This window comes from Dermacoccus sp. GAS27A (assembly GCF_044909235.1).
Taxonomy (GTDB): domain Bacteria; phylum Actinomycetota; class Actinomycetes; order Actinomycetales; family Dermatophilaceae; genus Dermacoccus; species Dermacoccus nishinomiyaensis.
In genome coordinates, this window is sequence record NZ_JBIYDW010000002.1 from 310,307 (window position 1) to 324,072 (window position 13,766).

General features: G+C 68.0%; 11 protein-coding genes. 3 read left to right on the forward strand and 8 right to left on the reverse strand.

Annotation, left to right across the window (positions count from 1 at the left end; all coding sequences use genetic code 11):
* Positions 1-2 precede the first annotated feature (2 nt).
* Entirely contained in the window at positions 3-986 is a 984-nt protein-coding gene (locus tag ABH936_RS03415; RefSeq protein WP_038569779.1) for a glycine betaine ABC transporter substrate-binding protein, read from the forward strand.
* Positions 987-1,085: 99 nt separating this feature from the next.
* Here the strand turns inward: ABH936_RS03415 and ABH936_RS03420 are convergent, their stop codons facing one another.
* Positions 1,086-2,768 carry a VWA domain-containing protein gene (locus ABH936_RS03420; protein WP_239303380.1) on the reverse strand — a complete coding sequence of 561 codons (1,683 nt, stop codon included), beginning with the start codon at positions 2,766-2,768 and terminating at the stop codon, positions 1,086-1,088.
* Positions 2,761-3,813 carry a MoxR family ATPase gene (locus ABH936_RS03425; protein ID WP_241725652.1) on the reverse strand — a complete coding sequence of 351 codons (1,053 nt, stop codon included), beginning with the start codon at positions 3,811-3,813 and terminating at the stop codon, positions 2,761-2,763. Before ABH936_RS03425 ends, ABH936_RS03420 begins: the two co-directional genes overlap by 8 nt.
* A gap of 216 nt (positions 3,814-4,029) precedes the next feature.
* Between ABH936_RS03425 and ABH936_RS03430 the strand changes: the two genes are divergently transcribed.
* A complete protein-coding gene (locus ABH936_RS03430; RefSeq protein ID WP_241725651.1) occupies positions 4,030-5,091 on the forward strand; it encodes a hypothetical protein in 1,062 nt (353 codons plus the stop codon).
* 120 nt (positions 5,092-5,211) lie between these two features.
* On the opposite strand, the gene ABH936_RS03435 is transcribed toward ABH936_RS03430, so the two are convergent.
* The 5 genes from ABH936_RS03435 to ABH936_RS03455 all read right to left on the reverse strand — a co-directional run bounded on the left by ABH936_RS03435 (position 5,212) and on the right by ABH936_RS03455 (position 11,613).
* The gene (locus ABH936_RS03435) at positions 5,212-5,601 is read right to left on the reverse strand and encodes an SRPBCC family protein (RefSeq protein WP_051806272.1); all 390 of its coding nucleotides are present in this window, start codon (positions 5,599-5,601) and stop codon (positions 5,212-5,214) included.
* A gap of 380 nt (positions 5,602-5,981) precedes the next feature.
* On the reverse strand, positions 5,982-8,153 hold the full coding sequence (locus tag ABH936_RS03440) for a malate synthase G (protein ID WP_288756607.1): 2,172 nt from the start codon (positions 8,151-8,153) through the stop codon (positions 5,982-5,984).
* Positions 8,154-8,515: 362 nt separating this feature from the next.
* Positions 8,516-9,436 carry an alpha/beta hydrolase gene (locus tag ABH936_RS03445; RefSeq protein WP_038569770.1) on the reverse strand — a complete coding sequence of 307 codons (921 nt, stop codon included), beginning with the start codon at positions 9,434-9,436 and terminating at the stop codon, positions 8,516-8,518.
* Between the two features lie 320 nt (positions 9,437-9,756).
* The gene (gene ilvA, locus ABH936_RS03450; protein ID WP_038569768.1) at positions 9,757-11,043 is read right to left on the reverse strand and encodes a threonine ammonia-lyase IlvA; all 1,287 of its coding nucleotides are present in this window, start codon (positions 11,041-11,043) and stop codon (positions 9,757-9,759) included.
* Between the two features lie 93 nt (positions 11,044-11,136).
* On the reverse strand, positions 11,137-11,613 hold the full coding sequence (locus ABH936_RS03455) for a Fur family transcriptional regulator (RefSeq protein WP_404602630.1): 477 nt from the start codon (positions 11,611-11,613) through the stop codon (positions 11,137-11,139).
* Positions 11,614-11,835: 222 nt separating this feature from the next.
* Between ABH936_RS03455 and ABH936_RS03460 the strand changes: the two genes are divergently transcribed.
* The gene (locus tag ABH936_RS03460; protein WP_404602631.1) at positions 11,836-12,813 is read left to right on the forward strand and encodes a TerC/Alx family metal homeostasis membrane protein; all 978 of its coding nucleotides are present in this window, start codon (positions 11,836-11,838) and stop codon (positions 12,811-12,813) included.
* Between the two features lie 86 nt (positions 12,814-12,899).
* On the opposite strand, the gene ABH936_RS03465 is transcribed toward ABH936_RS03460, so the two are convergent.
* A complete protein-coding gene (locus ABH936_RS03465; RefSeq protein WP_006946392.1) occupies positions 12,900-13,703 on the reverse strand; it encodes a hypothetical protein in 804 nt (267 codons plus the stop codon).
* Positions 13,704-13,766: the final 63 nt, after the last annotated feature.

The window sequence follows — 13,766 nt, forward strand, 5'->3', positions numbered from 1 at the left end:
GGATGACACGCCAGCGAATGAGGCGAGCGACGGGCGCCGTCGTCGCCGTGACGACGGCCGTGACGCTGAGTTCCTGTGGCCTCGGCACCTCGGGCGGGCTGACGACGAGTGCCAAGCTCGCGGGCCCCCTGGCCTCGGTGAAGAAACTCGACGGGCTCGACATCGCGGTCGGTTCCAAGGACTTCACCGAGCAGCAGATCCTCGGCAAGATCGCCGTCATCATGCTGCAGTCGGGCGGCGCGAAGGTGAAAGACTTCACCGCCATCCCCGGTTCTGCGGCCTCGCGCCAGGCGCAGCTGACGGGGCAGGTGCAGCTCATCATGGAGTACACGGGCACGGCGTGGATCACCTACATGGGCAAGACCGACCCCATCGCTGATTCGCGCAAGCAGTACGAGGCCGTGAAGGCGGAGGACGCCAAGAACGGGTTCACCTGGCTGGAACCTGCGCCCATGAACAACACGTACAGCCTGGGCATGCGTCAGGACTTCGCGAAGAAGTACGGGCTCAAGGATCTGTCGGATCTCAAGAAGGTGCCTGTCGGCGAGCGCACGTTCTGCATCGAGTCGGAGTTCGCGAACCGCAACGACGGCTTCCAACCCATGCTCAAGGCGTACGGGATGACGTACGGCAAGGACGTGCCGACCGGCAACATCCGCAAGATGGACACCGGCGCCATCTACTCGGCGATCGACCAGAAGGTCTGCAACCTCGGTGAGGTCTTCACGACGGACGGGCGGATCAAGAGTCTCCACCTCGACGTCATGAGCGACAGCAAGCACTTCTTCCCCAACTACAACGTCTCGCCCGTGGTCAAGACGACGATCTACGACACGTATCCGCAGATCGCGCAGATCCTCGAACCGGTCGTGAAGAAGCTCGACAACGACACCCTCATCGATCTCAACGCCCGCGTCGACGTCGAGGGCAAGGATCCCGGCAAGGTCGCCGAGGAGTGGTTGAAGAGCGAGGGCTTCATCGAGTAAGTCGTGGCCGAGGGGTGCTGATGGTGCGTCGTCAGCTGCACATTTCTCGTGCAGGTGATGGCACGTCGTCGGCGTGGCGGCACTCGAGGGGCACAGGCGTCACAAGGCGCGGGCGACGAACTCCCGCAGATCGGTGATGGTGCGTACCTCGTGCATGTCGACGATCGCGGCGTATCGGTGTGCGACGGAATCGCCCTGGCCCCATTGTGGTTCGGCTTCCGGGTTGAGCCACATCGCGTGCCTCGCCTGCTGCGCGATGGTGCGCAGCGCGTCGTGGCGCGGGTCGGTGTTGTTCGTGCGCGCGTCGCCGAGGATGAGGACGGTGGCGCGCGGCGTCACCGCGTCGAGGTGGTGTTCGACGAAGTCGGCGAACGTCTGGCCGTAGTCGCTGTTGCGGTGCCCGCGCGTCATGCGCCGGTTGCCCTTGAGCGCTTCGACGAGGTCGCCGTCGCGCCCGACCTCCTTGACGACCGCGGTCAGCTCGTCGACGGTGTTGACGAACCCGAAGACGCGCACGCGCGCGAACTGCGTCTGCATCGCCTGCATGAGCAGGATCGTGAAGCGGCTGAACCCGGCGACCGAACTCGACATGTCGGCGAGGATGACGAGTTCCGCACGGTTCGGCGCGTGATGTGTGAACACCGGCTCGATCGGTACGCCGCCCGTCGACATCGACGCCCGCAGCGTCCGCCGGATGTCGATGCGGCCATGTGACGCGCGGCGCCGCTTGGCCGCCATCCGCGCCGCGAGCTTGCGGGCGAGAGGGTCGATGACGCGCCGCATCTCCGCGGCATCGACGGCATACGTCTGGCTGAACGCGCGACGCTCGAGCGGCGTCGTGACGGCGTGCTCCGCCAGCCGTTCGACACCACGGATCTCCGCGTTGCGTCGCCGTGTCTCGGTCTCGACACGGCGCCGGAAGGCCGCGACGCGCTCGCGGGCGTCGTCACGATCGAGCCGCTGCGTGAAGCGCTCCGGTTGCCACCCTTGATCGGCACCCATCGACTGACCGCTACCACCACCCCCGCCGCCGGAGCTGCCGCCGGCCGTGCCGCCGTCAGAACCTCCGGCTTCTGGGCCCTGCTGCATGAGCTCGGACGCGCGCGCGATGGCGAGGTTCGGTTGGAACTGCTCGATCGCCTGGTTCGCGCTGAACCCGTTCTCACCCTCGCGCCGCAGCACGCCGAATTCCGTGACGACGGTGGCTGCGAGGGCGTTCAACGCCCGCTCGTCCTGAGCGGCGAGAGCCTGCGCGAGGATCTCCTGCAGCGCCCTGGCGCGCTCGCGCAGGGCCGCGGCGTCCGCCGTCAGGGGGTCGAAGTCGTCGAGTGCGTCGAGCGAGTCGGGTTCGGGCTCGCCGTCGTGGTGACCACCGGATTCGCCTGCGGCGCCGTCCTCTTCGAGGTCCGTCAGGCGCGTGCGCGCGCCCAGGGCGGCGGGAAAGTAGAGGTCGAACAACTCGTCGAACACGCGCCGCTGCTCGCCGCGTCGCATGAACGCCGACGCGAGACCCTCGCGCAGACGCTCGCGATCGTCGAGCCCGAGAGCGGTGACGATGCGCCCGGCGTCGATGACGTCGCTCGTGCCGACGACGACGCCGTGGCGCCGCAACGCGTTCGCCAACGACACGAGTCGACGCAGCACGCCCGCAGACGCGATGCCCGGGCCGGCGGATGACGTCACGGAGGCGCTTGGTCCGGAGCCCGCGGTGTCCGAGTGCGCAGCTCGCCGCCCGGTGCCCGGCGCACCCGCGCCGGCGGGGACGACGGCGTCGTCAGGCATCGAGCTTGAGGAGCGTGGAGGCGCGTTCGATGTCGTCCTGGTGCTTGAGCAGCACGCCGAGGTTGGCGCGCAGCACCGCCGCGTCGAGATCGCCCGTGCCGTCGGCTCCGAGGGCGATGAGGGTGCGCGCCCAGTCGACGGTCTCGGCGACGCTCGGTGCCTTGCGCAGTGGCATCTGGCGCAGTCGGTGCACGAGTCGCACGACGGATTCGACGAGCACCGCGTCGAGACCCGGCACCTTGAGTTCGACGATGCGCTGCTCGAGCGCCGGAGTCGGGTAGTCGATGTGCAGGAACAGGCAGCGTCGACGCAGCGCCTCCGACAGGTCGCGGGCGGCGTTCGACGTCAGCACGACGAACGGTCGCTGCGTCGCACTGATCGTGCCGAGTTCGGGCACCGTCACCTGGAAGTCGCTCAGCACCTCGAGCAGGAGGCCCTCGACCTCGACGTCGGCCTTGTCGAGTTCGTCGATGAGAAGCACCGTCGGCTGTGTGTTGCGGATGGCGCGCAGCAGCGGACGCGTCAGGAGGAAGTCGTCGGTGAAGATGTCCGTCGCGAGCTCGTCCCAGTCGTGGGCGGCGCCGCTCGATGGCGAGCCGGCGGGGCTGGAGGCGTTCGTTGACGCCACACCGGACGCGCCCGGCGTGGCGCCCGGCGTGGCGTCCGGCTGAGCGTCCGCGGCGCTGTTCGTGGTCGATGTGGAGGTGGCCACGCCCGACGAAGACGTTTGCGCCAGAGCGGTGTTGGCGGTGATGCGCAGGAGCTGCTTGGCGTGGTTCCACTCATAGAGGGCGCGCGCTTCGTCGATGCCCTCATAGCACTGCAACCGCACGAGATCGGCGTTCTCGCCCGTCGCGCCGGTCAGTGCCGACGTCACCGCCTTCGCCAGCTCGGTCTTGCCTACGCCGGCCGGCCCCTCGACGAGCAGGGGCTTGCCGAGAGCGTCGGCGAGGAAGACGGTCGTCGCGATGGCGTCGCTCGCGAGGTAGCCGGCCTCGGCGAGGCGGTCGCGGACGTCGTCGACGGATTCGAAGTGCGCAGTCACCGTGCCATTGTCGCGGATGGCTCAGGCCGCGATCGGCGAAAACGCAGAACGGGTTGACCGGGTAGGCCCTCGGAACGATCCGACGTGACGCCGGCCCCACAGCTCGCGCACACCTCGCAGTCAGGTGTACCATTAAACATAGATAACCTAACTAAACGAAGGGAAGAGATGTCCACCGCGCATCCGCCAACCGCGCAGGCCCCGATGAGGACGGTCTTGTCGCACGTCATCGTTCCGATCCTCATGGGGCTCATCATGTGCGCCGCCTACCTCGGTGGTTTCCACAAGCCGTCGCCCCACCACGTGCCCGTCGCCGTCGTCGGTCAGGCTCAGCAGGCCGGCCCCCTGGCGGCCAAGGTGCAGGACGCGTTCGGCGACGAGGCGGACGTCCGCACGATCGCGACGCCCGAGCAGGCCACGGATCAGCTGAAGCAGCTGAAGATCTCCGCGGCCTACGTCCCCGGTGACGGCAAGGCCGAACTGCTCACCGCCGGTGGCGCGTCCGACACGACGAAGTCCGTCGTCGAGAAGATGTTCCGCCCCGTCGCGGAGAAGCAGCACGATGCGCTGACCGTCAAGGACGTCGCGCCCCTCACCGAGGACGACCCCGCCGGCCAGAACGGGTTCTTCTTCCTCGTCGCCCTGACGGTCGCCGCGTACGCCACGTCGATCGCCATCGGCGCGGCGGCTGCGAGCCGCCCGTTCGCCCAGCGCATCGCCCTCGCCGCCGGCGCCGCCGTCGTCATCTCGACGATCGAACTCGCGATCGCGGCGTGGGGTTACGACATGTTCGGTGGGCACGTGCTCGCAACGTGGGCGCTGTCACTGCTCTACACAGCCGGCGTGCTGACGGTCGGTGTCGGCCTGCACCCGATCGTCGGACGGTTCGCGACGCTGCTGTACTCGGCGATCTTCGTCGCGCTCAACTTCACCTCGTCCGGCGGCGTGTTCGCGCCCGTCATGCAGCCGAGCTTCTTCGGTTGGCTGCACGACTTCTGGATCGGCTCCGGCTTCGTCGAGGCGCTGCGTCGCATCATCTACTTCCCGGACGCCTCGATCGCAGGTCCGCTCACCATCCTGTTCGGCTGGCTGGTCGTCGGGTTGCTCTGTCTCGCAGTCGGATACGCGGTCGAACAGCGACGTGTTGTACGAGCCCGTGAGCTCGAGGAAGCTGCGTCCCACCCCGTCGGACGCCACGCCGAGCACGCGCATCAGGACGAGCGCGACGAGCTCGACCCCGAGACCGAGGAGGAACTCGAGGAGAACGTCGCCGTCTGACGTCCCATGCGCCCAGATGCACCCGGGTGCATCTGGGCGCAAAGAGAAGCCACCAGGGGTGTGGAGAAACGCGTCATCCGTGACGCGTTTCTCCACACCCTCTTCGTGTCCCTCGACGCCTCACGAGCTGCGAGCGAGCCGATGGAGGGCCCACCACGCTAGCGGCCGGTAGGCCTGGCCGACGAGAGGCGGCAGATCCATCGCCATGTGGCAGCGACACCCGCCCCGACGAACCTCGACGCGGTGCTCGCCCGTCGTCGTCAGCCCCAGGACGCTGACGCGCCAGTTCCACGTCCTCGCCACCGCATCGACGTCGGTGATGACGAACCGCCCCACCGTCACCGGCCCGAGACGCCATCGTCCTTGCGTGCCGGGACGGATCACCACGGCATCCGCCTCGACCGGCGGCATGTGCGGCGACCAGTCACGCCACCGATCGACGTGCACGTAGGCCTGCCACGCCGCGTCGACACTCGCGGGCCCGTCAGCATGGACGTCGATGCGCTTCATGTCCGAATGCTAGGCGTTCCAACGGAACCCAGGTCGCGCACAGCCCTCGGACGCCCCGCGCCGACCCCAGCACGCACGATGGCGCGTAACTCACACGCAGGCGTGCAGTTGCGTGCCTACCTGTGAGTTACGCGCCATCCTCAGGGTCAGGCGACCCTCGACTCCGTTCGCTTGATCCTCTGCGCGCGGACTACTCCTTGGCTCAGTTCCTCAGCGCCCGATTCGGCAGGGCCGGGCCGTCGCACGCTCCGGCGCGGACCTACCTCGGTCGGGCTTGATCGTCACTGAGCCCACGGCGCGCTTCGTCAACGCTCCCTACGCCGAGGTGTGAACGCCTCGCAAGCTCGGCATCCACACCCTCGACTCCGCTCGCTTGATCCTCAGCGCGCGGCTTTCTTGTCTCGCCGACGACGGTGCAGAATCGGCTCGGTGTAGCCGTTGGGCTGCTTCGTTCCCTCGAGGATCAGCTCCTTGGCCGCGTTGAACGCGATGCCGTCGAAGCCCGGCGCCATGGGCTCGTACTTCGCGTCACCGGCGTTCTGCTGGTCGACGACCGGCGCCATGCGCTTCAGCGACTCGACGATCTCGTCTTCGGTGACGATGCCGTGCTGCAGCCAGTTCGCGAGCAGCTGGCTGGAGATGCGCAGCGTCGCCCGGTCCTCCATGAGCGCGACGTCGTGGATGTCGGGCACCTTCGAGCAGCCGACGCCCTGGTCGATCCAGCGCACGACGTAGCCGAGGATCGACTGGCAGTTGTTGTCGAGTTCCTCGCGCTTGTCGGCGTCCGACCAGTCCGTGTTCTCCGCGAGCGGGATCTGCAGGATGTCGTCGACCGACGCGGCCTTGCGCTTCGCGAGCTCCTCCTGCACGGCGAACACGTCGACCTGGTGGTAGTGCAGCGCGTGCAGCGTCGCGGCGGTCGGCGACGGCACCCACGCCGTCGTCGCGCCGGCCTTCGGCTGGCCGATCTTCTGCTCGAGCATGTCCTTCATCAGGTCGGGCATCGCCCACATGCCCTTGCCGATCTGCGCCTTGTGCGCGAGACCGTCAGCGAGGCCCACGTCGACGTTGTTGTCCTCGTACGCCTTGATCCACGTGGAACCCTTCATCTCGCCCTTGCGGATCATCGGGCCCGCGAGCATCGACGTGTGGATCTCGTCGCCGGTGCGGTCGAGGAAGCCCGTGTTGATGAACACGACGCGCTCCTTCGCGGCGTCGATGCAGGCGGAGAGGTTGACCGTCGTGCGGCGCTCCTCGTCCATGATGCCCATCTTGACGGTGTTCTTCGCCAGCCCGACGACGCTCTCGACGCGCTCGAACAGCTCGTTCGCGAACGCGACCTCCTGCGGGCCGTGCATCTTCGGCTTGACGATGTAGATCGAGCCGGTGCGCGTGTTGCTCACGCCGTCCTTGTCGGCGAAGCCGTGGATCGCAGCCGGGACGGTGACGAGGGCGTCGAGGATGCCCTCGCCGATCTCGTTGCCGTCGGCATCGAGGACGGCGTCGCTCGTCATGAGGTGGCCGACGTTGCGGACGAACAGCAACGAGCGGCCCGGCAGGGTGAACGTGTCGCCGCCGGGGGAGACGTATTCGCGATCGGGGTTGAGCTCGCGCTTGAACGTCTTGCCGTTCTTCGTGATCTCCTCGGCGAGGTCACCCTTGTTGAGGCCGAGCCAGTTCGTGTAACCGAGCACCTTGTCCTCGGCGTCGACGGCGGCGACGGAATCCTCGAGGTCCATGATCGTCGTGACAGCCGACTCGACGAGGACGTCCTTGATGCCGGCCGGGTCGGTCGCGCCGATCGGGGACTCGGCGTCGATCTGGATCTCCAGGTGAAGACCGTTGTGCTTCAGCAGGATTCCCTCCGGCTGCGCAGGCAGCCCCACGTAGCCGGCGAACTCGTCAGTGTTCTTCAGCGACGTCGTGCGCTCACCGTCGAGGTGGACGACGAGCTCGCCGCCGTCGACGCCGAAGCCGGTGACGTCGGTGTACGAACCCTCGGCGAGCGGGACGGCAGTGTCGAGGAAGTTCTTCGCGAACGCGATGACGGCCTCGCCGCGCACCGTGTTGTACGAGGTGCCCTTCTCCTTGCCGTCGGCCTCGTCGATCGCGTCGGTGCCGTAGAGCGCGTCGTAGAGCGAACCCCAGCGGGCGTTCGACGCGTTGAGCGCGAAGCGGGCGTTGAGGATCGGCACGACGAGCTGCGGGCCGGCCTGGTCGGTGATCTCACGGTCGACGTTCTGCGTCGTGATGCTGAACTCGGCCGGAGCATCGACGAGGTAGCCGATCTCGGTGAGGAAGCTCTTGTACGCGTCGAAGTCGGGCTTGCCCGGGTTGGCGCGGTGGTATTCGTCGATCTTGGCCTGGAGGTCGTCACGCTCGGCGAGCAGGGCGCGGTTCTTCGGGCCGAGCTCGGCGACGACGTCGGCGAAGCCCTTCCAGTACGTGTCGGCGTCGACACCGGTGCCGGGCAGGACCTGATCGTTGATGAAGTCGTACAGGATCGTCGCGACCTGCAGACCGTTCACCTCGGTGCGCTGCGTGTCAGCCATGAGCGTTTCCTTCCTCGCGGGGGCATGCCGCCCCCTACGCTACTGGTCGGTAATGTCTCTGTGGGGCAAATCCTCCAAGCCGCCCTCTGCGACGCCCGTCTGCGTCGTGCCGCATCGTGCGCCCGCCCCGCCGCATCGAGTGTCCGCTCCACCGCGCCCCTGTGCGATTCACGTCCACATCTGCGAGTCTCGGCCCCCTCCGTGATTCCTGGACACATCGGTCATTCCTGTCCCCATCGGCGAGTGCCGTCCACTTTCGCAAGCCGCGCCACGGCGCCACGAACAGACCACTGAAGATGGTGGCAAGGTCGACCGGTGACGCAGGCGATTGCCGGGGCGACGACCTCTCGCCCCGCGGCGGCTCAGACGTGGGCGTCGAGCCAGGCGAGGATGTCGGCGACGACCTCGTCGCGGTTCGTCTCGTGGAGGATCTCGTGGCGCGCGCCGGGGTAGAGCGTCAGGGTGACGTCGTGCACGCCGACGCCGCGCAGCAGATCGGCGACGGGTCGCACGCCCTTGCCGTTGTCGCCGGCCGGGTCGGCCTCGCCGGAGATGACGAGGACCGGCAGATCCGACGGCGTGCCGGCCGCGAAAGAACGCCGGTTGACGAGGCGCAGCCCGCCCAGCATGTCGGCGTAGAACGCGTCGCTGCAGACGAACCCGCACAACGGGTCGGCGACGTAGTCATCGACGGCGGCCTCGTCGCGCGAGAGCCAGTCGAAGTCCGTGCGCGCAGGCGCGAACTGCTTGTTGAACGCCCCGAACGACATCGTGTCGAGGAGCTTGCTCGCGTGCGTGCGCCCCCGCAGACGGCCCTCGGCGCGCGCGACCTGACGTCCGACGCGGCCCAGCAGCCCAGGATCGGCGGGCGTTCCGGAGATGATGAGACCCGCCAGCAGATCGCCGTGCTGCGCCGCGAACGTACGCACCAGTAGCGAACCCATGCTGTGCCCTAGCAGCACGACGGGGCGACCCGGCACCTCGGCCTGCGCGCGCCGCGTCACCTGGATCAGGTCGTCGACGACGCGCGCCCACCCGTCATCGTCAGCGAAATGACCGAGCACACCACCCTCGGCGGTGCGCCCGTGCCCACGGTGATCGTTCGCGTAGACGGCGTACCCGGCCGCGTTCAACTCCTGCGCGAACCGCTCGTAGCGAGCCGAATGCTCCGCCATGCCGTGAGCGATCTGCACGACGGCGCGCGCTTCTCCGTCCGGCAACCACCGCTGACCGCGGATGACGACGCCGTCACTCGCCACGACCTCGTACTGCTCTGCTGCCATGTTGACCTCCGCTGTGATTCCGCGACGCTCTTGGATGGGGCGTGAAGACCCCATCGAACCACGCCGACCCGCGATGTTGCCCGGGATTCGGGGCTCCCGTGCCCCAGATCCCGGGCAACATCGAGCGATCGTCAGAGAACTACAGAACCATTCTTCTCGGTTCTCTTCGTCAACGTTCACTTCGGCAGGATCCTCGCTGTGACATGCGCGTCCGCCCGCGCCCGGCATGGCTGGAGCAATCCTCGCTTCGCTGCGGTGACCCCACCCATGCCGTACTCGACGGACACGGCGCTGCGGTCCTACCTTCGTTCACTAGATCCTCAGAGAACCATCCGAAACAGGGGCGAGTCGGGATCCACCCGCTCCACCCGCGCCGGCGACGCATCGATCCGCGCAAGCAGATCGGGCAACGACGACGGGTCGCCCAACTCCAGGCCGACGAGCGCCGGGCCCGTCTCGCGGTTGGAACGCTTCGTGTACTCGAACAACGTGATGTCGTCGTCAGGCCCGAGCACCCCGTCGAGAAAACGCCTCAACTGCCCGGGTTCCTGCGGAAATTCGACGATGAAGTAATGCTTGCGGCCCTCGAACACGAGCGAACGCTCGACGACCTCCGCATAGCGCGACACGTCGTTGTTTCCGCCCGACAGGATCGCGAGGACGAGCTCGCCACCGGCGAAGTCGACACCCGGCAACGCTGCGGGCGCGAGCGCGCCGGCAGGCTCCGCGATGATGCCGTCGCTCTGATACAGGTCGAGCATCTCCGTGCAGATCTGCCCCTCCGGCACGCTGAAGCACGGCACGCCGCCGGCAGCGATGATCGGGTACGTGTGCGCGCCGAGCAGACCGACCGTCGCGCCGTCGACGAACGGATCGGTCACCGGCACCGCCACCGGGCGTCCCTCAGCAAGCGCCGCCTGCAGCGACGGCGCCCCCACCGGTTCGACGCCGACGATGCGCGTCGACGGATGGCGCTCCCGCACCCACGCCGTGATGCCCGCCAGCAACCCGCCGCCACCGACGGGCACGACGACGACGTCCGGCACCTTGCCGTACTGCGCCTCGCACTGCGCGAACGCCTCGAGCGCGACGGTGCCCTGCCCCGCGATGGTGCGCACGTCGTCGAACGCGGGCACGAGCGTCGCCCCGGTCGTCGCAGCGAATTCGCCTGCAGCGGTAGCGGCGACGTCATACGTGTCGCCCTCCACGACCGTCTCGACCCACGGCCCGCCGAGCACTCGAACCCGCTCACGCTTCTGACGGGGCGTCGTGCGGGGCAGGAAGATCGTCGCCTTCACGCCGAGGCGCGAGCACGCGTATGCGACGCCCTGGGCATGGTTGCCGGCCGACGCGCAGACGACGCCCGCCGCGCGCGCGTCGTCGTCGAGCTGCGCGATGAGGTTGCTCGCTCCGCGAATCTTGTACGAGCGCACCGGCTGCTGATCCTCGCGCTTGAGCACGACGCTCGCGCCGAACTTCGTCGACAGGCGGCTGCTCTCGAACAGCATCGTGGGGTGGAGCAGGTCGGTGAGGCGCTCGGCGGCGGCTTCGACGTCGGACGCATCGACCTCGGGACGCAGGGTGGGTGTGCTCGTCACGTCAGCCACCGTCTCACGGGCGACCCCGCGAATGTCGGGATGAACCGGATCGCGGATGCCCCCATGCTCTCCCGCGTGCGACCCGGCAACCTCGGGCGCGGCTCAGCCGACGACGGGTGACGCCGCGGGAGCTGCGGCAGCGCCCTCGCGGCACGCGCGGCAGATGCCCCAGTACGTCACCTCGGCCTCGTCGATGTCGAACCCCTCGCTGAGTTCGGACTCGTGCGCCGCCGTCAGGCACGGTGTGTCGCCGACGGCGCAGGGGATGTCGACGATCGTCGCGCATTGTCGGCACACGAGGTGGTGGTGGTTGTCGCCGACGCGTCGTTCGTAGAGCGCGGATTGGCCGGCCGGCTCGATGCGGCGGATGATGCCGTGCGCCGTCATCGCATGCAGGGCGTCGTAGACGGTTTGAGTCGAGACCTTGCCGTAACTGTCGCGCACCGCCTGGATGACGGTCTCCGCATCAGAGTGGGGGCGCGTCTCGAGGGCGTCGAGGATGGCGACGCGCGGGCCGGTGATCCGCAGGTTCACCTGACGCAGCATGGTGCGCGGATCGGTGGCGGGCGTCGTCGTCATGCCTCCATGATGCCGCGATTTCTGGAACGAATCAAGAAAGCCTGCTCGTCGAGTGGGGCAGGGCCCGCAGATCGGCTATGATGGTTAGCGAGGGGAGTACTTCCCACGTCTCGGCTCCGGTCAATACGAGCGCGATCATGCGCGCTCCCGGTTCGAGAGCGGCGGATCGTTCCGCGGCGAAGGAGACCTCAGTTCGTCACTCATGCGATCTGAGGTAGTTCCATGCACTCCCTGGCCACCCCCACTCTCTGGGCCGTGACGCTCATCGGGCTCATCGTCCTGTTCGCGCTCGACTTCCTCGTCACGCGCAAACCTCACGAGGTATCGCTCAAGGAAGCGACGGCCTGGTCGACGTTCTACATCGCGTTGCCGGTCGCGTTCGGCGCCTGGTTGTGGAGCGCGCACGGCTCGACGACGGGCACCGAGTTCTACACCGGCTACCTCGTCGAGAAGTCACTCAGCGTCGACAACCTGTTCCTGTTCATGATGCTGCTGACGGCGTTCGCCGTGCCCAAGGTGTACCAGCAGCGGGTGCTCCTCATCGGCGTCGCCGGCGCCCTCGTCATGCGCGCCATCATGATCGCGCTCGGCGCGCAGTTGCTCTCGAACTTCGCCTGGATGTTCGTCATCTTCGGCGCGTTCCTGCTGTGGACGGCCGTGAAGGTCTGGTGCGACACCCGTCAGGGCGACGACCACACCGTCGACCCGGGTGACATGCGCATCGTCAAGGTCATCCGCCGTTTCTTCCCCGTCACCGACGGCTACCGCGGCTCCGCGATGCTCGTGCGAGAAGACGCTGACGCCGGCGCTACCGGTCGGTCCGTCCGTCGCGCGTTGACGCCTCTGGCCGTCGTGACGCTGGCCGTCCTCGCGACGGACGCCTTGTTCGCGCTCGACTCGGTGCCCGCCGTCTACGGCATCACGTCCGACCCGTACCTCGTCTTCGTGACGAACGCGTTCGCGCTGCTCGGTCTGCGCGCGCTGTACTTCCTCGTCGAGGGCGTCCTCGGCAAGCTCGTACACCTCGGCTACGGTCTCGCCGTCATCCTCGCGTTCATCGGATACAAGCTCATCGCGCACTGGGCGCACGACGTCTGGTCGTGGGTGTGGACGCCGTCGACGGCCGTCTCGCTCAGCGTCATCGTCCTGTCGCTGCTGACGGTGACGGCGACGAGCTTGGTCGCCACCCGACGTCGCTGAATCACGAGACAAGCTCGCCGCGCAGGCCCCACAGGCCTGCGCGGCGGTGCGCGGTCTGCACTGCCGGGTGCCGGGCCACTCGCGCGCTACACGCGCACGTGTTCGAGCGTCGGCACATCGGGGGTGCCGGCCGGACGCGCGAGATGCCGGGGTCGCGCGGGAAACCAGGGGTCGCGATCCTGCGGCGCGCCCTTGGGTTCGACGACGGCGTAGACGGCGAGCATCTCGGGCGGAAACGGGGCGAGGGAGCGCGCGAGGTCATCGTCGACGTAGTTGACGCGCAGCTTGCGGCTGATCGTGCCGTCACCGTCCATGCGGTACTCGATCTTGAGCACCTTGTCCTCGGGCAGGTCGTTGAGGATGTCGTCGAGGCCACGCACCTCGCTGATGCTCCAGCGGCTGCGATGCACCTCGAGCGCATCACCGTAGATGGGTGTGAGCAGTCGCGTCGTGAGCTCGACGTCAGTGGCGCTGGCGATGACGCGCGGTCGCCCGGCGTCGAGAAAACGGACGCGACGCAGCATGGCGCCGCTCGAGAACAGGCCGGCCTCGACGGAGCGCACGTGCGCGCTGACCGGGGTGCGGTCCTTCGTCAGCGGATCGGGGATGTCGTGTGCGTGCGCCCAAGCGTCCCCCGGCTCGAGTTCGCACGCACTGATCTCGTACCCGGTCCACGTCCCACGCCCGAACACGGGCTGCCCCACGAGCGGCCGCGCCTTCTTCGCGCAGTCGGTGGCCAGTGCTACGAAGGGCGTCTGCTCCCACGTCAGATGCGGCGGCGAACCGAGCGGCAGCATCCCACAGCCAGTCAGGACGACCTCGTCCTCACACAGCGCCAACTGCCCCCGCAGTTCGACGCTCATCCCCTCGTCGAGCACCAAGCTCGTCATCGGATTGCTCATCGGCCTCCCCCCAGGCTGACGGTGACGGCCGCAGGCGTCCCGTTCATTCAC